Source organism: Agrobacterium tumefaciens, assembly GCF_013337285.1.
Lineage (GTDB): Bacteria > Pseudomonadota > Alphaproteobacteria > Rhizobiales > Rhizobiaceae > Agrobacterium > Agrobacterium burrii.
Map to the genome: position 1 here is coordinate 92,992 of NZ_SUPW01000002.1, position 18,964 is coordinate 111,955.

General features: G+C 60.3%; 20 protein-coding genes and 1 tRNA gene. 6 read left to right on the forward strand and 15 right to left on the reverse strand.

Going from position 1 to position 18,964, the window contains the following annotated elements; all coding sequences use genetic code 11:
- Positions 1-29: 29 nt before the first annotated feature.
- Both FCH38_RS06160 and FCH38_RS06165 read right to left on the reverse strand, forming a co-directional pair.
- A complete protein-coding gene (locus tag FCH38_RS06160) occupies positions 30-1,220 on the reverse strand; it encodes an efflux RND transporter periplasmic adaptor subunit (RefSeq protein ID WP_174373206.1) in 1,191 nt (396 codons plus the stop codon).
- A gap of 53 nt (positions 1,221-1,273) precedes the next feature.
- Positions 1,274-2,071 (reverse strand): alpha/beta hydrolase fold domain-containing protein, encoded by a 798-nt coding sequence (locus FCH38_RS06165; protein WP_153516459.1) that lies wholly within the window; start codon positions 2,069-2,071, stop codon positions 1,274-1,276.
- Positions 2,072-2,205: 134 nt separating this feature from the next.
- Between FCH38_RS06165 and FCH38_RS06170 the strand changes: the two genes are divergently transcribed.
- A complete protein-coding gene (locus tag FCH38_RS06170) occupies positions 2,206-3,105 on the forward strand; it encodes a LysR family transcriptional regulator (RefSeq protein ID WP_149899840.1) in 900 nt (299 codons plus the stop codon).
- A gap of 9 nt (positions 3,106-3,114) precedes the next feature.
- On the opposite strand, the gene FCH38_RS06175 is transcribed toward FCH38_RS06170, so the two are convergent.
- Entirely contained in the window at positions 3,115-4,014 is a 900-nt protein-coding gene (locus FCH38_RS06175; protein ID WP_149899841.1) for a LysR family transcriptional regulator, read from the reverse strand.
- A gap of 159 nt (positions 4,015-4,173) precedes the next feature.
- Between FCH38_RS06175 and FCH38_RS06180 the strand changes: the two genes are divergently transcribed.
- Together FCH38_RS06180 and FCH38_RS06185 are read left to right on the forward strand one after the other, a co-directional pair.
- A complete protein-coding gene (locus FCH38_RS06180) occupies positions 4,174-5,355 on the forward strand; it encodes an MFS transporter (RefSeq protein ID WP_174373207.1) in 1,182 nt (393 codons plus the stop codon).
- Positions 5,356-5,420: 65 nt separating this feature from the next.
- Positions 5,421-6,254, forward strand: a complete 834-nt coding sequence (locus FCH38_RS06185) for an aldo/keto reductase (protein ID WP_174373208.1) — start codon at positions 5,421-5,423, stop codon at positions 6,252-6,254.
- A 151-nt stretch (positions 6,255-6,405) separates the two neighbouring features.
- On the opposite strand, the gene FCH38_RS06190 is transcribed toward FCH38_RS06185, so the two are convergent.
- A tRNA-Gly gene (locus FCH38_RS06190) sits at positions 6,406-6,480 on the reverse strand.
- A gap of 374 nt (positions 6,481-6,854) precedes the next feature.
- On the opposite strand from FCH38_RS06190, the gene FCH38_RS06195 reads away from it, so the two are divergent.
- A complete protein-coding gene (locus FCH38_RS06195) occupies positions 6,855-7,076 on the forward strand; it encodes a hypothetical protein (RefSeq protein WP_161991265.1) in 222 nt (73 codons plus the stop codon).
- 78 nt (positions 7,077-7,154) lie between these two features.
- Here FCH38_RS06195 and dps read toward each other — a convergent pair whose 3' ends face one another.
- The 10 genes from dps to FCH38_RS06245 form a co-directional block, all read right to left on the reverse strand.
- Entirely contained in the window at positions 7,155-7,643 is a 489-nt protein-coding gene (gene dps / locus FCH38_RS06200) for a DNA starvation/stationary phase protection protein Dps (protein WP_006312098.1), read from the reverse strand.
- 122 nt (positions 7,644-7,765) lie between these two features.
- Positions 7,766-8,524 (reverse strand): ABC transporter ATP-binding protein, encoded by a 759-nt coding sequence (locus tag FCH38_RS06205; protein ID WP_174373209.1) that lies wholly within the window; start codon positions 8,522-8,524, stop codon positions 7,766-7,768.
- Positions 8,521-9,489, reverse strand: a complete 969-nt coding sequence (locus FCH38_RS06210; protein ID WP_174373210.1) for an iron chelate uptake ABC transporter family permease subunit — start codon at positions 9,487-9,489, stop codon at positions 8,521-8,523. The genes FCH38_RS06205 and FCH38_RS06210 overlap by 4 nt, the downstream gene beginning before the upstream one ends.
- Positions 9,482-10,447 (reverse strand): ABC transporter permease, encoded by a 966-nt coding sequence (locus FCH38_RS06215; RefSeq protein ID WP_149899848.1) that lies wholly within the window; start codon positions 10,445-10,447, stop codon positions 9,482-9,484. The genes FCH38_RS06210 and FCH38_RS06215 overlap by 8 nt, the downstream gene beginning before the upstream one ends.
- A gap of 76 nt (positions 10,448-10,523) precedes the next feature.
- Entirely contained in the window at positions 10,524-11,459 is a 936-nt protein-coding gene (locus FCH38_RS06220) for an ABC transporter substrate-binding protein (protein ID WP_174373211.1), read from the reverse strand.
- 262 nt (positions 11,460-11,721) lie between these two features.
- Positions 11,722-11,982: a hypothetical protein gene (locus FCH38_RS06225; RefSeq protein ID WP_174373212.1), complete on the reverse strand. Its 261-nt coding sequence runs from the start codon at positions 11,980-11,982 to the stop codon at positions 11,722-11,724.
- A gap of 130 nt (positions 11,983-12,112) precedes the next feature.
- On the reverse strand, positions 12,113-13,630 hold the full coding sequence (locus tag FCH38_RS06230; RefSeq protein WP_149899850.1) for a tripartite tricarboxylate transporter permease: 1,518 nt from the start codon (positions 13,628-13,630) through the stop codon (positions 12,113-12,115).
- A gap of 106 nt (positions 13,631-13,736) precedes the next feature.
- Entirely contained in the window at positions 13,737-14,231 is a 495-nt protein-coding gene (locus FCH38_RS06235; RefSeq protein ID WP_153516468.1) for a tripartite tricarboxylate transporter TctB family protein, read from the reverse strand.
- Entirely contained in the window at positions 14,228-15,172 is a 945-nt protein-coding gene (locus FCH38_RS06240) for a Bug family tripartite tricarboxylate transporter substrate binding protein (RefSeq protein WP_149899852.1), read from the reverse strand. Before FCH38_RS06240 ends, FCH38_RS06235 begins: the two co-directional genes overlap by 4 nt.
- Positions 15,173-15,422: 250 nt before the next feature.
- On the reverse strand, positions 15,423-16,490 hold the full coding sequence (locus FCH38_RS06245; RefSeq protein WP_236776569.1) for an ABC transporter substrate-binding protein: 1,068 nt from the start codon (positions 16,488-16,490) through the stop codon (positions 15,423-15,425).
- Between the two features lie 81 nt (positions 16,491-16,571).
- On the opposite strand from FCH38_RS06245, the gene FCH38_RS06250 reads away from it, so the two are divergent.
- Complete coding sequence (locus tag FCH38_RS06250) at positions 16,572-17,252, forward strand: response regulator (RefSeq protein WP_046801523.1); 681 nt, start codon at positions 16,572-16,574, stop codon at positions 17,250-17,252.
- On the forward strand, positions 17,249-18,643 hold the full coding sequence (locus FCH38_RS06255; RefSeq protein ID WP_174373214.1) for a sensor histidine kinase: 1,395 nt from the start codon (positions 17,249-17,251) through the stop codon (positions 18,641-18,643). Before FCH38_RS06250 ends, FCH38_RS06255 begins: the two co-directional genes overlap by 4 nt.
- Positions 18,644-18,655: 12 nt before the next feature.
- Here the strand turns inward: FCH38_RS06255 and FCH38_RS06260 are convergent, their stop codons facing one another.
- Entirely contained in the window at positions 18,656-18,961 is a 306-nt protein-coding gene (locus tag FCH38_RS06260) for an addiction module antidote protein (RefSeq protein ID WP_174373215.1), read from the reverse strand.
- Positions 18,962-18,964 lie beyond the last annotated feature (3 nt).

An 18,964-nucleotide genomic window follows, 5' to 3' on the forward strand; every position in this document is an offset into this window, starting at 1 on the left:
AATGCGTCTCGCTGGGAAGCGGGACGGAATTATTGCGAAGTGGCGACCTTGTCTTCCGCCTGCGGTGCGATGGTGGCACCGGGGCGAATGCGCTGCAGTCCGTTGACGACGATCGTATCACCGGCGGCAAGGCCGCTTTCGATGATGCGCTGGCCATCAGCCGGTGCACCGGGCTTGATCTGGCGGTAGCTCACCTTGTTTTCGGCATCGACCACGAAGACGAAGCGCTTGTCCTGGTCCGTGCCGATGGCGCGATCACTGATGAGGATGCGGTTTTCCGGCTTCGGTTCGCCCATGCGCACCCGCACGAACTGGCCGGGGATTAGCCTGCCATCAGGATTTTCGAAGACGGCGCGGACACCGATGGTGCCGCTGGCCGAATCCACCTGATTGTCGATCAGGTGCAGTGTGCCCTTGATCGGCGTGCCCTCATCCGAAAGCGTGCCGATTTCCACCGGAATCTGTTCGAGTGCGGGCAGGGCGTCGGTCGTCTGCGGCAGTTCGGCAAGCGCTTTGGCCACCGTTCCTTCGCTGGCGTTGAAGCTGGCATAGATCGGGTTGACCGAAACCAGCGTTGTCAGGGCAGGCGATGTCGAGCCGGCGGCGACAAGGTTGCCGGCGGTGATTTCGATGCGACCGACCCTGCCGGAAACCGGGGCGAGGATTTCGGTGTAGCCGAGATCGAGCTGAGTCGTCGTCAGCGTGGCGCGGGCGGCGCGAAGCTGGGCTTCGGCATCCGCAAACGAGCTTTGACGCTGGTCGAGATCGCTCTGGGAGATGGTGCGGTTATCGGAAAGCCTGCGGCCACGGTCGAGTTCCGTTTTCGCAAGGCTGACCTTGGCTTCAGCGGAAGCGACCTGGCCTTCAGCGCCGGCAACAGCAGCCTGATAAGGGGCCGGATCGATGGTGAAGAGGGGATCGCCTTCCTTCACCAGCGCGCCTTCGCGGAAATGCACGGCCTTGATCTGGCCGGCGACGCGGGAGCGGATCTGCACCCGGTCAACGGCTTCGAGACGGCCGGAAAATTCTTCCCAGCGCATGACGTCGCGGCTTTCCACCTTGGCGACGGTGACGGGGATCGCCGGCGTTTCGGCCGGGGTGGAGGCTGCCGTCGCGTCGCGGCTGGTGGGCAGGTCAAAAAACAGTGCTGCAGCTGCAACAGACATGGCAAGTCCGATGCCGGCACCCGTCAGGGCCCGGCGCTTTGTGTTGAGCGTCATGGGATTCTCCTTGGCTCGGTTCAGGAGCCGTCAGTGTCTTAAAATATGCGGTATCAGTGTCTCAACTGGTCAACGAAGGTCTTGAATTCCGAACAGACGGATGAGACCCATCCGCCGCCCTCTCCTTGATAAAGCCCCGTCCAGCCGACGCCGGCGGGGAATACATGCTGCCGGACGCTGACGCCTGAGGCGAGGAGCCGGTCGGCATAATTGACCGTTTCGTCGCGCAGAGGATCGTCCTCGGCGGTAAAGATCAGCGCCGGCGCCACCCGGTTCAGCCGCGTACACTGGCAGGGCGCGGCATAGGGGTGGAAAAACCCACAGGCCTTGGCAAGGTAATGGCTCCAGCCATCCGCCCAGCGTTCACGCATGCCGATCCTGTCCGCATCGCGAAAGGATTCCGTCGTCATCATCGGGTCGATCATGGGCGACAGAAGAATTTGCCCGGCGAGCTTGCCCGGCATGCGGTCACGGGCTTTAAGCGCAAGTCCCGCCGCCACATTGCCGCCTGCCTCTTCGCCGGCCACGAACAGCAGCGATTTCGCGCCGCCATAATGTTTGCGGTCCCGGCTCAGATGATCGAGCGCATCGAAAGCGCAATCGATCACCATCGGAAACTCGTTGCCGGACGGCTTGCTATAGTCAGCCTCGACAACGATGGCGCCGCTTTCCGCCAGCGCTCGCGCCACCGGAAGTTCCGGGCAATTGCCGCCCTTTTCCAGAAACGAGCCGCCGCGCAGATAAAGGATCACGGGCGGATGGCTGCAGAGGCCGGCACTCTCATATCGGCGCACGGAAAGCTCAGATGCGGAGCCCCCACAGCGTTTGATATTTTCCCAGTGCGCGTTCATCTGATCCGGTCCCGTGCGCCGCCATCGACAGCTCACCTTATTTGCAAAATCTGAAATTCATATTATTGTTCGAGAGAAAACGATCAAGTACGTCAAAATGAAAACACTATTCCAAAAAAACGGATAATAGCTAAATGGATCAGCTCTCCGCCATGCGGGTCTTCACGCGCGTCGTCGAGACCGGTAATTTCAGCCGCGCCGCCACCGCGCTGAACATGCCCAAAACTACCGTCACCAACATGGTGCAGGCGCTGGAGGCGCATCTGCAGACCACGCTTCTCAACCGCACCACGCGGCGAGTGATGTTGACGACGGACGGCGCTCTCTATTACGAGCGGGCCTCACAGATTTTGTCGGAAATCGAAGAACTGGATGGCAGTATGTCCAGCGCGCAGGTGCAGCCATCCGGCCGGTTGCGGGTGGAAATGGCCGGTGTCTTTGCGGACCTCGTGGTTATCCCACATCTTTGCGAATTTTACCAGCGTTATCCGCAAATCCGTCTCGATCTCGGCGTCGGCGACCGGCTGGTCGACTATATTGCCGAAAATGTCGACTGTGCGCTCCGGGTCGGCGTGCTGCGCGATCAGTCGCTGATTGCCCGTAAAGTGGGCGAACTGCGGTTCGAGACATTCGCCTCGCCATCCTACATCGAAAATTTCGGCATGCCGCAGGAACCGGAAGATATGGAGAAGGGCCATTATTCGGTGGGTTATCTCAATGCCACCACCGGCCAGATCATGCCGGCCTCCTTCGACAATGGCGTGCGCAGCGTCGAACTGACCCCGAATTATGTGGTGTCGGTCAATGACAGCCGCACCTATCTCAATGCTGCGCTGGCGGGCATGGGCATCGTGCAATTGCCGATCTTCATGGTGAAAGATCACCTGGCGCGCGGCGAACTGGTGCCGGTTCTTTCGGAATGGCAGCGCGAAGCCATGCCGATCTACGTGGTCTATCCGCAGACGCGGCACGTCACCAACAAGGTGCGCGTCTTTGTCGACTGGCTGGCCAAGCTGGTTCACGGCATGGTCTGAGGCGGTCAATCAACGCCCGACCCTTGCCGCGACGAAATCGATGAAGGCGCGCACGCGGGCGGCCAGATGTTCGTGGCCGGCATAAACCGCGTGGATGACTTCCATCTCCTCGGCATTATAGTCTTCGAGCACCGGCACGAGCAGGCCGGCCTCGATATCCGGTTCGATATGAAACTCGCCGACCCTTCCGAGCCCTAATCCCGTCAGGCAGAGCCTTCGCATGGCCATGCCGCTGTTGACCGCGACATTGCCGGTGACGGGAAGACGATAGACCTCCGCCGAGCCGGGATCGCGAAACGGCCATTCATTGAGGTTGCGGCTGAAATTGAAGCTGAAGCAATTGTGCTGCGCCAAATCCTGCGGTTTTTCCGGCATACCGTGTTTTTCGATATAGGCGGGGGAGGCGACGATGATCCGGCGCACCTCTTTCAGCTTTCTCGCCTTCAGGGACGAATCTCCCATCGCGCCCGAGCGGATGGCGATATCGGTTCGCTCTTCGATCAGGCTGATGACACCGTCGGTCAACGAAATATCCAACTCGATTTCGGGATAAAGCGCAAGGAACTCGGGCGCGAGCGGCAGGAGATAACGTTCGCCGAAGCCCAGTGTGGCGTTGACGCGCAGCAGGCCGCGCGGCACCACCTTGCCGCCGCTTGCCACGATCTGCTCGGTTTCGGCTATGTCGGCCAGAATGCGCCTTGCCCGGACAAGATAGACTTCTCCCTCCGGGGTCAGCGTCACCACACGGGTGGAACGGGCGAGAAGACGGGTGCCGAGGCGGTCTTCGATGCGGGTGACGAGCTTGCTCACCGCCGAGGGCGACAGCTTTAGCCGACGTCCGGCGGCGGAAAAACTGCCAAGCTCTGCCGCCGCCACGAAGACTTCCATTTCTCCGGCCCGATTGTCCATTGTCGCACCACCTGTGAAATAAATTCAAAAGCCTTTATCCATTTTCGCCGATTATCATGCAAGTCCCCTTCGCCCATATTGCATCCATAGATTTGATCCAACCGGACGGCACCGCTGTCCAGAACGCCCGCGACCCCGCTGGGCGAAGAGGTATTCGTCATGCCATTGGCCATATTTGCCCTGACGATCGCAGCCTATGCGATCGGCACCACGGAGTTTGTCATCGTCGGCCTTCTGCCGACGGTGGCAAACGATCTTCACATTACCCTGCCGCTTGCCGGCCTCATCGTCAGCGTCTACGCGCTGGGCGTCACCTTCGGCGCGCCTATCCTGACGGCTCTGACGGGAAAGGTCGAAAGGAAACCGCTGCTGCTCGGCCTGATGGCCCTGTTCGTCATCGGCAACAGCGCCGCGGCGCTTTCTCCCAGCTACGAGACGTTGCTAGTTGCCCGCGTCATCGCTGCCTTTGCCCATGGCGTGTTCTTCTCCGTCGGCGCAACGATTGCCGCCGATCTCGTGCCGGAAAACCGTCGCGGTTCGGCAATCGCCATGATGTTCATGGGTCTGACGGTTGCCATCGTCACCGGCGTTCCGCTCGGCACCTATATCGGCCAGGTCTTCGGCTGGCGTGCGACCTTCTGGGTTGTTGCCGGGCTTGGCGTCATCGCCTTCCTCGGTATTGCCTCCCTTCTGCCGAACACACTCAAGAAGGCGCCGCCTGCCAGCCTGCTTGATCAGGTCCGTGTGCTTGGTTCCGGCCGCCTGCTCATCGTTTTCGCCATGACCGCGCTCGGTTATGGCGGCACCTTCGTCGCCTTCACCTTTTTGTCGCCGATCCTCCAGGATGTTACCGGCTTTTCGGAAAAAAGCGTCAGCCTGATCCTCGTGCTCTATGGCATTGCCATTGCGGCCGGCAATATCGGCGGTGGCAAGATCGCCAACCACAACCCGGTCAAGGCGCTGATCGGCCTCTTCCTGGCGCAGGCTATCGTGCTGCTCGTCTTTTCCTTCACCGCCGTCTCGCCGGTGCTGACGCTCATCACGCTGGTGGCTCTCGGTTTCCTGTCCTTCGCCAATGTTCCCGGCCTGCAGCTTTATGTGGTGCAACTGGCCAAGGAACATCGTCCCGGTGCGGTTGACGTTGCATCGGCGCTCAACATCGCCGCCTTTAACCTCGGCATCGCCATCGGCGCATGGCTCGGCGGTCTGGTGGTGGAATCGCCGATGGGTCTTGCCGCAACCCCATGGGTCGGCGCCATCCTCGTCACCGTCGCCCTGTTACTCACCCTCTGGAGCAGCGCTCTTGATCGCCGCGCCGCGCTGACGCTGAAGGCGGCTTAAGCTTTTCACATTAAGTCCCGGCCATTTCCCTGGGACTGGCCGGGCAATTCAACAGGAGAAAATATATGTTTGATGTTACCGCCAATGGCGCGTCCATTCCGGCACTCGGCTTCGGCACCTTCCGCATTCCCGGCCCGGATGTCCTGCGCATCGTTCCGCATGCGCTGAAAGCCGGGTTCCGCCATATCGATACCGCCCAGATTTACGGCAACGAGGCCGAAGTGGGTGAGGCCATCGCCGCCTCCGGCGTGGCGCGGGGTGATATCTTCCTCACCACCAAGGTCTGGGTTGAGAATTACCGGCACGATGCCTTCCTCGCCTCGGTCGATGAGAGCCTGAAAAAGCTGAAGACTGACTATGTCGATCTGCTGCTTCTGCACTGGCCGAACGAGGCGGTGACGCTCTCCGAGCAGATCGGCGCGCTGAACGAGGTCCGGCAGGCCGGCAAGGTCCGCAATATCGGCGTTTCCAACTTTAATACGGCGCTGATGGCCGACGCTGTGAAGCTCTCAAAAGCACCGATGGTCACCAACCAGATTGAATACCATCCCTATATCGATCAGGATGTGGTGATGGCGGCTGCCAGAGAAGCTGGCATGTCGGTCACCGGTTATTACGGCATGGCTGACGGCAACGTCTTTGCTGATCCGCTGCTGAAGGATATCGCCGCAAGCCGGGGTAAATCCGTGGCGCAGGTGGTGTTGCGCTGGCTGGTACAGCAGAAGGGCGTTGTTGCCCTGTCCAAAACCGTCAGTGAAGCCCGCGTCGATGAGAACCTCTCGATTTTCGATTTTGCGCTGTCGGTTGATGAAATGGCGGCGATCCGCGCTCTCGCCAAGCCGGATGGCCGTATCGTCTCGCCAGATGGGCTGGCGCCCGTCTGGGATGAAGCTACCTGAGTTAGGGCGGCCGGGAGGGGTAACTCCTCCCGGTTTCATGCATGTGCGGGAAACCGTCACGAATGCCGAAAATGGTCACATGTTTGGACTTGCCAAGATGACCACCGGACACGACAATCTGCGCAAATCTTCTCTGCGTATCGGGGAAAACTGGAGCGGGCGAAGGGATTTGAACCCTCGACCCCAACCTTGGCAAGGTTGTGCTCTACCCCTGAGCTACACCCGCTCAAAACCGCTGGTCCGGGGTAGTTCGCTGGACTGCGGACCGCCGAAGTTCGGCGACGCGTGCTATATCGCTCAATCGATTTTGGAATGCAATAGTTTCTTTTGCGGTTTCGGTGGAAATCCTTCCGGCTGCTGCTTTATTCGAAGGGACGCGTCGGAGGTGGCGCCATATGCAGCCAGGGGCGGGCGAAAGCGTTGTTTCGGCTGATTTTTATTCCCACGGCAAAGGGCGCACGGACAACCGATACTGCAGAAAATAACCTGTTTACATTTGGTTAAAATCTGATTCGACAAGTGATTCGTTCGGGTGTACAAAATTGATGCCCACGAAAAAAAGAAACGATACTTGGCATATCATCATCGGGAGGATGAGCCTTGTCGTACGCAGCTTTTGAAAGAGTCGGCGCACAATTGTCGCCAGAACAAATCACCGATTTGCAGAATATTTTCGACGGTGTTTGTTTCGAGTGCCTTCAAGATCGCAGCAGCCATGTTGCCAATGAATGTGCAGCAATTTTGATCCGTAGCGCCCAGCGCGGCATTCTGGATCATGAAATGTTGCGCGACATAGGGCTTGCGGTTCTGCGCCGCCATTGATGACATTATCTCTACTAAAAAAGCGCCCGAATCTCTCGGGCGCTTTGCTGTGATGAGCCTGCTGGAAATGCTTTCGGCTCAGCTCTTTTCCTGCACATGGGCTTCGAGGAACCACAGTGACTTGTCGAGATCGCGCGAGGCGGCGGTGAAGATGTCGGCGGTCGTCGGATCGCCGGCTTCATCGGAATCGTCGATCGCCTTGCGGATCATGTTGGCGACTTCGCCATAACGCTCGATCAGAGCGTCGAGATGATCGTGGATTTTATAGATATCGGTCGGATAGGCCTTGAGTTTGGTCGTCGAGGAGACGGCTTGCAGGCTGCCGAGTGCGGTGCCGCCCAGCTGCACGACGCGTTCGGCAATCGTATCGCCGTGATTGTCGAGCTGGGTGCGGAAGGTGTCGAGAAGCTCGTGGACGGCGATGAATTGCGGGCCTTTCAGGTTCCAGTGCGCCTGCTTGGTGACAAGCGCAAGGTCGATCACCGAGGCCAGCGATTCATTCAGAATGCCGATCACTGTCGATTTCGCGTTGGAAGGCAGATCGTTCTTCGTCTTGTGCGTCTTCATCGATGTCTCCTGAAGTTGCGGACGGAATGCCGCTTTGGAAAAGTCTGTCGATTAACGTCCGGGCCTGTGGCCCTGTTCCATGTTAAGCACTGCAGCGGCAAAAATCCTGCGCAATCATCATGTCATTCGTAAAACAGGCAGATGCGCCGGCCGTCTATATCCTCGACGCGGATCGGCATGTCGTAGATATCCCCAAGAATCTCCGGGCGGATGATTTCTTCCGCCGGTCCCTGATGGCAGATACGGCCCTCGCGCATGGCGATGATGGTGTCGGAATACCAGGAGGCGAAGTTGATGTCGTGCAGCACCAGAACCACGGTCTTCTTCAATTCGTCGGCTGCCTTGCGCATGATCTTCATCATGCTGGAGGCGTGTTTCATGTCGAGATTGTTGAGCGGCTCGTCAAGCAGCACATAATCCGTATCCTGACACAGAACCATGGCTACGAAGGCGCGCTGGTGCTGACCGCCGGAAAGCTCATCCAGAAAGCGGCCGGCCAGCGGTTCGAGATTGAGATATTCCAGCGCCCGGTCGATATGGACCTTGTCCTCTATGGTCGGGCGGCCCTTGGAATAGGGGTAACGGCCGAAACCGACGAGATCGTGCACCGTCAGGCGTGAGGAGATGTGGTTGTCTTGCCGCAGGATCGAGAGGCGTTTTGCCAGCGTATCGGATGGGGTTTTGGTCACATCCAAACCGTCCACCGTCACGGTTCCTGCGTCCATGGACATCAGCCGTGCGACGATGGAAAGCAGCGTCGATTTTCCCGCCCCGTTCGGGCCGATGATCGAGGTGACGCCGCCCGCCGGAATGGAGACGGAGACGCCGTCGACGACGAGCGTATCGCCATAGGATTTGCTGATCTGACTGGCGATGATCATCGCGCACCCCGCTTCAAAATAAGACCGATAAAGACGATGCCGCCCAGAAATTCGATGATGATGGAAAGCGCCGTATCGAAGGCGAAGACCCGCTCCAGCACCACCTGGCCGCCGACGAGGCAGATGATGGCGATGAGGATCGCCGCCGGCAGCACATAGGCATGTTTGCTGTTGCCGGTGAGATAATGGGCAAGGGCGGCGACCAGCAACCCGAAGAACATGACCGGGCCGACGAGCGCGGTTGAGACGGCGACGAGCACGGAGACCAGCACGAGGATGACCGTGACCGTGCGCTTATAGTCGACGCCGAGGCTGATGGCCGTTGCCCGGCCGAGCGACAGGACGTCGAGCGTGTGCATGAGACGCAGCCCGATGATGGTCACGACACCGATGATGATCGCCGAGATCGTCAGAAGCGTGGGATCGATGGAGTTGAAGCTGGCGAAGAGCACATCCTGCAGCACCGTATATTCGTTCGGATCGAGCACGCGCTGCATGAAGCCCGAGAGGCTGCGGAAAAAGACGCCGAAGACGATGCCGACCAGCACGAGAAGATGCAGGCTGCGTTCTGCCCCGACGAAAAGCCAGCGGTAGAGCAGGGCGGAAAAGGTGACGAGCAGCGCGGTTTCAACAATGAACTTCAGCTGCGGATCGATCATGACAACGGTTGCCGAGCCGAAGACGAAGATCAGCCCGGTCTGCATCAGCACATAAAGCGAATCGAAACCCATCACCGAAGGGGTGAGGATGCGATTGTTGGTGACCGTCTGGAACAGCACGGTGGAGACGGCAATGGCATAGGCCACTAGCAAGAGGGACAGCAACTTGATGCCGCGGAACGGCAGCACGAAACTCCAGCTTCCTTTGGCGCCAAGCGTCATGAATGCGGCCATGGCGAAGAGCGCGACTGCCGCAAGCACGAGCAGAACGGTTTTTGCGCGCCGGTCGGGATGTCTCTCACGCATGGTGGCGTTTCCGCAGCAGGAGATAGAGGAACAGCCCGCTGCCGATGACGCCGACCACGGTTCCGATCGGTACTTCGTATGGCGCGCGCACGGTCCGGCCGATGATGTCGCAGGTGAGAACGAAGACCGCGCCAAGCGTTGCCACCCACGGCACCGAGCGACGCATATTGTCGCCGATCATCAGGCTGACGACATTCGGCACGATCAGTCCGAGAAAGGGGATCATGCCGACGGTGACGACGACGACGGCGCTGACCAGCGAAACGATGGTGAGGCCGAGCGCCATCACGCGGCGGTAATTCAGGCCGAGATTGGTAGTGAAGCCGCGCCCCATGCCGGCCACGGTGAAACGGTCGGCGGCGAGATAGGCGGCGATGGCGAAGATGAAACCGACCCACAGCAATTCATAGCGGCCGCGCAACACACCGGAAAAATCGCCCGTCATCCACGCGCCGAGCGATTGCAGGAGATCGAAACGATAGGCGAAGAATGTGGTGATGGCGGAAATGACGCCGCCGAGCATGATGCCGATCAGCGGCACCAGCAGCACGTCACGCAGCGGCACCTGTCTGAGGATACGCAGGAACAGTGCAGTGCCGGCGAGCGCGAAAACAGCTGCCACCAGCATCTTGCCGAAGATCGGCGTTTCGGGTGCAAGCAGGGTGACGACCAGAAGGCCGAGGCCGGCGGATTCGGTCGTGCCTGCCGTCGAAGGTTCCACGAAGCGGTTGCGCACCAGCATCTGCATGATGAGGCCGGCAATGGCCATCGAGCTTCCGGCCAATATGAGCGCCAGCGTGCGCGGAATACGGCTGACGAGCAGCACGCGCAATGAGTCCGTGCTTGTTTCCGGCGCAAAGAGCGTGGCGAGCGAAACGTCGCTCACGCCGACGAACAGGCTGACGATGGCGAGCGTCAAGGCCAGAATAAGGGCTGATATCAGTGAAAGGGACTTCACGTTGGCAGTTTCCGGAAAAGGCGAAAGCTCCCGGCGGCCTCAAGCCATCGGGAGCTCTGATGATATTCGGCAGGGGTTACTTCTTCTCGGATACGGCCTTGTAGACCTGATCGAGCAGGGTATTGAGCGCCGTATAACCGCTGCTGACGATATAAGCCGCCTGCGGATCGAGATAGACGATCTGCTTTTTCTTCCAGGCGTTGGTCTGGTGGATCAGTTCGTTATCCAGCACCTGTGCGGCGGCCTTGCCGGGGTCCGTGGCGCGGCCGACGCCAGCGTCACGGTCGATCACGAACAGCCATTCGGGATTGACCTCGGCCAGATATTCGAAGGATACGACGTCGCCGCGGTCAAAGCGGTCATCGATGTCGGCGGCGACCGGCTTGAAGCCGATTTCGGTGTGCAGCCAGCCGGTGCGCGAGCTTGGGCCATACACGCCGACCTTGCCGGCATTGGTCAGGAGGATCATCGCCGTGCCGGAATTCGGGGCGATTTCTTTCAGCCTGGCGACTTTTTCGTCGAGGGCGGCGTCGAGCTTCTTCGCTTCTTCCTGCTTGCCGAAGATATCGCCGAGTTTGGTGATATTGCCTTTGACGCTGTTGATGAATTCCTTGGAATCGATCGACATGTCGATGGCGGGTGTGATCTTCGCGACATCGGGATATTTCGCCCGCGAACGGCCGCCGACGATGACGAGATCGGCTTCAGCCGCATTGATCGCCTCGTAATCGGGCTCAAACAGCGTGCCGACCTTCAGATATTTGCCGTCGGCATATTTCTGCAGATAGGCCGGCAGGTTGGAGCCGACGACACCGGCGGGTTCGACACCCAGCGCATCGAGATTGTCGAGCGAGGGAATATCCAGAACCAGAACCTTCTTCGGCGCGGCTTTCAGAACGGTCTCGCCCTGTGCGTGCTTGATCGTCATTTCCTGCGCGCCCGCAGTCATCGCGCCAAGGCTGAAGGCCGCTGCCGCCAGCAGCCGAACGGGGAAGGTGAAGTTGATGGCCACGAATATGTCCCTTGCAATATGGTTCTGGACCGGCGGAAAGCTTTCCGTCGGCTTAACTTGATGTTCGCTATCAGCTTTATTGGCAAGGTCGGCGGAAATCAAAAATATGTTTTAGAACGGTTCTGAATTGCGGTGAGCGGGAAATGTGTGAGCGGGAGAGCATGGCTTACAATCTCTCCGGACGTCACCCTCGTGACAAGCCCGAGGATTACGGAAGCACCGTTTTCACTCGCGTCGCTAACCCGGTCTGTGTCCGCACGCCTCAATCCGGCGGCCAGTCGCCGACGATTTCGCGCCTCTCTAGCTTCAGCGACCGGTCCGGCTGCACGCGATAGGTTTCCACGGCAAACCGTCCGTCGTCCATGACGAATTCGTTGCTGAGGGTGCTGCCGATGGGGGATTTGGTCAGTTTGGTGCGGGGCTGTCCGCCATAGGTGATGCTGCCGGGAATGGGTTCTACGTCGGGGGCGGCGGTGGAGCAGCCGGCAAGGGCCAGAACCATCATGATCGCGATCGTGCGCATGTTTTTCTCCCAGGTTTGGATAGCGATCATATCACGGCCGCGACTGTGTCAAACACCCCCGTGGCCCTGAATAAAAAAAGCCCCGTATCCGAAGATACGGGGCCAGTTGCCTTGGGAGGCTCTTGGTTTCTCAGTCCTCGTTGGCGGCAAGCTGCGATAGCACCTCACCACGGCCGCGGATGCGCATGATCAGCGGGATGATGAAGGCGGCTGCCGCGACAGCGAACAGGCCGACGGCGATGGGTGAGGTGAGCAGCACCGTCGGGTCGCCCTGGCCGATGGCGAGTGCGCGGCGAAGCTGCTGTTCGGCAAGCGGGCCGAGGATCAGGCCGACGACAGCAGGGGCAATCGGATAACCGAAGATGCGCATGACGTAGCCGAGGATGCCGAAAGCGAGCAGCATGCCGAGTTCGAACACCGACGGGTTGGCGCCGATGGTGCCGAGCGTGGCAAACAGCAGGATGCCGGCATAAAGCCAGGGCTTCGGAATGGTCAGCAGCTTCACCCACAGGCCGACGAGCGGGAGGTTGAGCACCAGCAGCATCAGATTGGCGATGAACAGGCTGGCGATCAGGCCCCAGACGAGCTGCGGATTGGTGGCGAACAGCAGCGGGCCGGGCTGCAGGCCGAACTGCTGGAAACCGGCAAGCATGATGGCGGCGGTTGCCGTCGTCGGCAGGCCGAGCGTCAAGAGCGGCACGAGCGTACCGGCAGCGGACGCATTGTTGGCGGCTTCCGGGCCGGCAACACCTTCAATGGCGCCGTTGCCGAATTCTTCCGGATATTTGGTCAGCTTCTTTTCGGTGGCATAGGAAAGGAAAGTGCCGATTTCAGCGCCACCCGCCGGCATTGCGCCGATGGGGAAGCCGATCAACGTGCCGCGCAGCCAGGGTTTCCACGAGCGCGCCCAGTCCTGTGCACTCATCCAGACCGAACCCTTGACCGCCTCGACCTTTTCGTCGCCGCTATTGCCCTGTGCGACGATGAACAGCGTTTCGCCGATGGCGAACATGGCCACCGCAAGCGTCGTGACTTCCACGCCGTCGAGCAGGTCTGGAATGCCGAAGCTCATGCGGGTCTGGCCGGTCAGCTGGTCGATGCCGACGATGGCAAGCGCAAAACCGATGAACAGCGATGTGAGGCCACGCAGTGCCGAATCTCCGAAAGCGGAGGAAACGGTGACGAAGGCGAGCACCATCAGCGCGAAATATTCGCGCGGGCCGAAGACCAGCGCCAGTTTGACGATGTAGGGTGCCACGAAGGCAAGCGCGATGGTTGCGATGAGGCCGGCAACGAAGGAGCCGATGGCGGCGGTGGCCAATGCCGGGCCGCCTCTACCCGCACGGGCCATCTTGTTGCCTTCGAGCGCTGTCACGATCGAGGCGCTTTCGCCCGGCGTGTTGAGCAGGATCGAGGTGGTCGATCCGCCATACATGCCGCCATAATAGATGCCGGCGAACATGATGAGTGAACCGGCCGGATCAAGCCGGTAGGTGACGGGCAGAAGCAGCGCGACCGTCAAAGCCGGCCCGATGCCGGGCAGAACGCCGACGGCGGTTCCGAGCGTGACGCCGATCAGCGCATAGAGCAGGTTCATGGGTTGGGCGGCAACCTCAAGACCGTGCAGAAGGAATTCAAAGGTACTCATGGACAGATGTCCCCCAAGTCGAGCAGAAGGGCGGGCGGAATGGCTGGCTTTCGCGTCATCGCGTGCCGACGGTTTCCTGTGATCCCGAATTTGGCCGGAATGGCTGTTAGAAGAACAGCCGTTCCAGAGGCCCGGCGGGCAGCGAAAGCTGCAACAACCGCGCAAAAACGACCCAGATGGCAAAACTCAGCACGATACCGACCGGGATCGAGAACCAGAGCTTGCGTTTGCCGAAGGCGCGCGCCGTGAAGGCAAACAGCAGACCCGTGGCAATGGAGAAGCCGGCTACATTAAGCAGCAGCATCTGCGCGGCGAGACCGGCAATGACCCAGACGACTGGAGCGATTTCCTGCCTGTCCCGTTCGGGAAAATCACCGCGCCAGGCCTCGATGGCTGTCCAGAGCGCCAGGCCGACAAGACAGAAGCCGATGGCGTAAGGCACGGTTGCCGGACCAACCGGCGAATAACCGGTGACGCTGGCAAGACGGGCGCTGTCCCAGAAGATCACGCAGGCGATGAGGACGAGGAAGACGGCGATCGCCAGCGCCGCCCAATCAGGGCGGCGCTTTTGATGTTGTGAAGGGTTGGAACCCTGGCTCATTTTACCAGTCCGATGTCTTTGAGGATCGTTTCGGTGGCGGCGGTGTCCTTGGCAAGCTGTGCCTTGAACTCGTCGCCGGAAAGGTAGGTATCCATCCAGCTCTTGGTCTTCAGGGTTTCCTGCCACTTGGCGGATTTCGCCAGCTTCTCGATATCGGCGCTGACGGCCTTTTCCTGTTCCGGCGTCAGGCCGGGAGCAGCGGCGATCATGCGCCAGTTCTGGACGACGACATCAAGGCCGCTTTCCTTCAGCGTCGGTGCGTCAACGCCTTCCAGCTTCTCTTCGCTGGAAACAGCGAGCAGACGCAGCGTGCCCGCCTTGACCTGGCTTTCGAATTCGCCGTAGCTCGAAATACCGGCTGTGACCTGCGAGCCGAGGATCGAGGCAAGCGCTTCGCCGCCGCCGGAATAAGCGATGTAGTTGATCTTGGTCGGATCGACGCCGGCTGCCTTGGCGATCAGGCCAACGGCGATATGGTCGGTGCCGCCGGCAGAGCCGCCGCCCCAGGAAACGCTGCCCGGGTCCTTCTTCAGCTGGTCAACGAGGTCGCCGATGGTCTTCAGCGGCGAGGATGCCGGAACGACGATCGCTTCATATTCGCCGGTCAGGCGGGCGATCGGCGTCACTTCATTGAGGGTGACGGGCGCCTTGTTGGTGAGGATCGCGCCGACCATCACGTAACCGCCGACGATGAGGGCGTTCGGGTTGCCCTTCTGCTGGCTGGCGAATTGTGCAAGACCGATGGTGCCGCCGGCGCCCGGTACGTTCTGCACCTGAACGCTCTTGGAAATGCCTTCTTCCTGCAGCACGGTCTGCAGGGAACGCGCGGTCTGGTCCCAGCCGCCGCCGGGGTTGGCCGGGGCAATGATGGTGTAGTCCGCTGCAACCGCCGGAAGCGCGATCACGCCCGCCAGAAATGTGCCGATAAGAAAATGTTTCACTTAGAAAACCCTCCTCAGGATGCCCTTTTGGGCGTCGTTTTTCGTTTATGCGGAAGGGGAATCAAGGCGCATCCGTGCCGGCGCTGAGAACTCAGCGTGGGCCATGGCAATCCTAAAGATTTCCTCCCGCATCTTCTTCCGCCTCCACGGAATGAAGAAGAATTGCAGAGCACCATAAAAAGCTGTCATCTAACTGACGCGCCGCAAGTCCTTGCGCATTTACTCTCTATTAATTTCTGCCGGGCGTCCACTATTGCGAGCGCAACGCCTCGTTCCAGCGCTCGATAAGCCGGCTGCGCTTGACCTGGTCCAGGTAGACCATCAGGCCGGGACTGACGGGGACGGGGCGCAATTGCGCGCCGTGGATGGCCTGCATGGTGTTGGCGGTGTTTTCGCCAGCCACTTCCGGGCTGACGGCCGGGATCTGCAATTGCCGGGCCATGATCGTCTGGCCTTCCTTGGACATGAAGAATTCGAGATAACGGCGGCCGAGTTCGGGATTGGCGGCGGCTTCCGGCACCAGCCCGATGCGTGACATGACGACGGTATAATCCTTGGGCAGCACGATGCCGACATCGGGATGGCGCGAGGCCCAGTCCGCGGCGTAGGAGCCGAGAATATTATAACCCAGCACGAAACGGCCGTCGGAAACGCGCTCCAGAATGGCCGAGGAGGTGGAATAGACCTTCACGCCGGCCGCGCCCATGGCCTTGATAACGCTCCATATATCGCCGAACTGCTCCTGATCCCTTGACATGAACAGGAAGCCGACGCCGGAGCGCTCAATATCATAGGTGGCGATGCGGCCATGCACCTCTTTTGCGTGGTGTTCGAGATAATTCACGAATTCGGCGCGGGTGGAGGGTGGTTTTTCGGTGGTGAAACTCGGCTTGTGATAGACGAAGACCGCTGGCTCGAAGGTCAGCGCATAGGCGGTGTTGCGCCAGTTGGCCCAGGCGGGCCAGCGGGCGCTCATGGCGAGATCCGAGCGTTGTGCATAACCGTCATTGCTCAGTTTTACCTGCAGATCCATGGCGGAGGAAAAGGCGAAATCGGCGGTCTCTTTGCCCGCATCGGTTTCCTTGACGATGCGGTCGTAGATTTCGCCCGTCAGCATATCCTCGTAATGGACGGCGATATCCGGATTGGCCTTCTGGAAACCCTCGATCATCGGCGTTGCCAAAGGTTCATCCAGAGAGGAATAAACCACCAGCGTTTGCGCATCCGCCTTGCCTGATGGGGCCGGAAATACGGCAACCTGCGCAAGCGCGGGCGAGGCCATGCAAAGACAGAGGCAAAGAAGAAGACAGATACGCATGGAAAAGATCATGCCGCAGGTGCTTGCCATTCACAAGCGGTAAGGGCTTGGTTAAACTCGGCAATGCTGCAGGAGGAAGATTTGCGTATTTTGCTGGTCGAGGACAATCAGGTGCTGTCGGAAGGGTTGTCAGCGCTGCTGCGCGGCAGCGGCTATGCGGTGGACGTGGTTTCCGATGGCGCTTCCGCCGATGCGGCGATTGCGGCTGAAAATTTCGATCTGGTCATTCTCGATCTCAACCTGCCGGAAATGGACGGCATCGAGGTGCTGCGCTCCATGCGTTCGCGCCAGGACAAGGCGGCGGTGCTGATCCTGACCGCACGCGGCACGCCGGAAGAAAAGGTCAAGGGGCTGGATCTGGGTGCAGACGATTACATGATCAAGCCGTTCGACATTACCGAATTCGAGGCAAGGGTGCGGGTGCTGCTGCGCCGCAATGCCGGCCTGCGCTCCTCCGCGCTGAGTTTCGGCAAGGTGCTTTTCGACCTTACATCGCGCACCTTTTCGGCCGATGGGCGTCCGCTCGATATTCCGGCACGCGAGGTGGCGCTGCTGGAAGTGCTGTTCATGCGGGCAGGCAAGGTGGTCGCCAAGGAGGCGATCGTGCAGTCGCTGACCGGCTTCGACGACGATATTTCCGCCAATGCCATCGAGCAATATGTCAGCCGCCTGCGCAAGCGGCTTGCTCCCCACGGGCTGACGGTGAAGACGGCGCGCGGCATCGGTTATTATCTGGAAAAGCTGCCGGAGATGGCTGAATGAGACAGGCCGCCTATTCGCTCAGGCGGCGACTTTTAGGCTGGCTTCTCATTTCCACCGCGATCATCGGCTGCATTGCGCTCACCGATACCTGGCGCGAGGCGGTCAATACCGCCAATGTCGTCTCCGACCGGGTGCTGTCCGGTTCGGCGCTCGCCATTGCGGAGCGGGTGGTGGTGGCCGAAGATGGTTCGCTGGAAGTGGACATTCCCTATGTGGCGCTGGAAATGCTGACATCGGCAGCGCAGGACCGGGTGTTTTACCGGGTCGACGGGCCGAACGGACAATTCCTCACCGGTTACCAGAACCTGCCGACGGTGGAAAACCCGGCCGGCGATACGCCCGCCTACAGGGACGCCGTGTTCCGCGATGAGCCGATCCGCATTGCCGCCATTAGGCGTTTCGCCTCCACCGGCATCAATTCCGTGCCGTTTTCCGTCACGGTCGCCGAAACCACGATTGCCCGCAGCCAGCTGGCGCAAGCGATCATCCTGCGTTCGGCGCTGCGCCTGCTTTTGATGATCGTGGGGGCGGCGATCATCGTCTGGATCGCGGTGACGATTTCTCTCAGGCCGCTTTACCGGCTCAGTGAAGCCATTGCCGAGCGCAGCCCCAACGACCTGCACCCCATCCGCCAATCCGTGCCGGTGGAGGTGGAAAATCTGGTGGAGACCGTCAATTCCTTCATGGTGCGGCTGCAATCGGCGCTGGATGCGCTCCGGCATTTCACCGGCAATGCCAGCCACCAGCTGCGCACGCCGCTTGCCATCATCAGCACCCAGCTGGCGCTTTCCGCCCGCGCGGGAAGTCTTGAGGAAGCCCAGGCGGCGGCGCTGAAGGGCGGCGCGTCAGTGGCGCATGCCGAACATATCCTTGCCCAGCTTCTGCGCATGGCAAATATCGACGCCGCCGGTTCCAGCGAAAAACACGATTTTTCCGCGATAGACCTCGTGGCCGTTGCGCAGAACGTGACTGCCGATTTCGTGCCGCGCGCGGCCGATGCCGGTATCGATCTCGGTTTCGAAGGCGAGGGTGAGGCGTTCATTCGCGCCGAGCCGCTCCTCATTGGTGAGCTGATCGGCAATCTCGTCGGCAATGCCCTCAACTATGCCGGTCGCGGCGCGGAAGTCACCGTCCGTGTCGGCGAGCAGGCGGGCGCTGTCTGGCTGGAAGTGGAAGATAACGGCCCCGGCATTCCACCGGAAAAACGCGCTATAGTGCGCCAGCGCTTCGCCCGCGGCGAAGCCAACGCCGCCCCCGGCGCGGGCCTCGGCCTTGCGATCATAGAGGAGATCGCCGGGCTGTTCGGCGGGCGGCTGATGCTGGAGGATGGCGCGGACGGGCGCGGGCTGAGGGCGCGAGTGGTGTTTGGTGGAGCGGAGAAAGCATCGTAGGGTGCGGACTTGTCAGGCGGCTGTATCCGCGGATGATTTCGCTACCAGGGAAAGTCTGTAGCCTAATGCATCGGCCACCTTGGCAATCGTTGCCAGTTCAGGATTTCCTTCGCCGCTGAGCGCCTTGTACAAAGTCTGACGGGGAAGGCCGGTCTGTCTCGAAAGATCAGTCATGCCCTTGGCCCGCGCCACGACGCCGAGAGCGTGGGCAAGCTCCTGTGCGTCGCCGTTCTCAGTGGCGTCTGCTATGTAAGCGGCAAGTGCTTCGTCACTATCAAGATAGCGGGCAGCATCGTAATCGCGTGTCACAAGTGGCATGGT

What these genes read in the sequence shown, in the direction of transcription:
- FCH38_RS06165 (WP_153516459.1), bottom strand. Translation starts at nt 2,071, where the DNA reads ATGAACGCGCACTGGGAAAATATCAAACGCTGTGGGGGCTCCGCATCT.
- FCH38_RS06185 (WP_174373208.1), top strand. Translation starts at nt 5,421, where the DNA reads ATGTTTGATGTTACCGCCAATGGCGCGTCCATTCCGGCACTCGGCTTC.
- FCH38_RS06210 (WP_174373210.1), bottom strand. Translation starts at nt 9,489, where the DNA reads ATGCGTGAGAGACATCCCGACCGGCGCGCAAAAACCGTTCTGCTCGTG.
- FCH38_RS06170 (WP_149899840.1), top strand. Translation starts at nt 2,206, where the DNA reads ATGGATCAGCTCTCCGCCATGCGGGTCTTCACGCGCGTCGTCGAGACC.
- dps (WP_006312098.1), bottom strand. Translation starts at nt 7,643, where the DNA reads ATGAAGACGCACAAGACGAAGAACGATCTGCCTTCCAACGCGAAATCG.
- FCH38_RS06180 (WP_174373207.1), top strand. Translation starts at nt 4,174, where the DNA reads ATGCCATTGGCCATATTTGCCCTGACGATCGCAGCCTATGCGATCGGC.
- FCH38_RS06230 (WP_149899850.1), bottom strand. Translation starts at nt 13,630, where the DNA reads ATGAGTACCTTTGAATTCCTTCTGCACGGTCTTGAGGTTGCCGCCCAA.
- FCH38_RS06260 (WP_174373215.1), bottom strand. Translation starts at nt 18,961, where the DNA reads ATGCCACTTGTGACACGCGATTACGATGCTGCCCGCTATCTTGATAGT.
- FCH38_RS06225 (WP_174373212.1), bottom strand. Translation starts at nt 11,982, where the DNA reads ATGCGCACGATCGCGATCATGATGGTTCTGGCCCTTGCCGGCTGCTCC.
- FCH38_RS06160 (WP_174373206.1), bottom strand. Translation starts at nt 1,220, where the DNA reads ATGACGCTCAACACAAAGCGCCGGGCCCTGACGGGTGCCGGCATCGGA.
- FCH38_RS06205 (WP_174373209.1), bottom strand. Translation starts at nt 8,524, where the DNA reads ATGATCATCGCCAGTCAGATCAGCAAATCCTATGGCGATACGCTCGTC.
- FCH38_RS06255 (WP_174373214.1), top strand. Translation starts at nt 17,249, where the DNA reads ATGAGACAGGCCGCCTATTCGCTCAGGCGGCGACTTTTAGGCTGGCTT.
- FCH38_RS06235 (WP_153516468.1), bottom strand. Translation starts at nt 14,231, where the DNA reads ATGAGCCAGGGTTCCAACCCTTCACAACATCAAAAGCGCCGCCCTGAT.
- FCH38_RS06245 (WP_236776569.1), bottom strand. Translation starts at nt 16,490, where the DNA reads ATGCGTATCTGTCTTCTTCTTTGCCTCTGTCTTTGCATGGCCTCGCCC.
- FCH38_RS06175 (WP_149899841.1), bottom strand. Translation starts at nt 4,014, where the DNA reads ATGGACAATCGGGCCGGAGAAATGGAAGTCTTCGTGGCGGCGGCAGAG.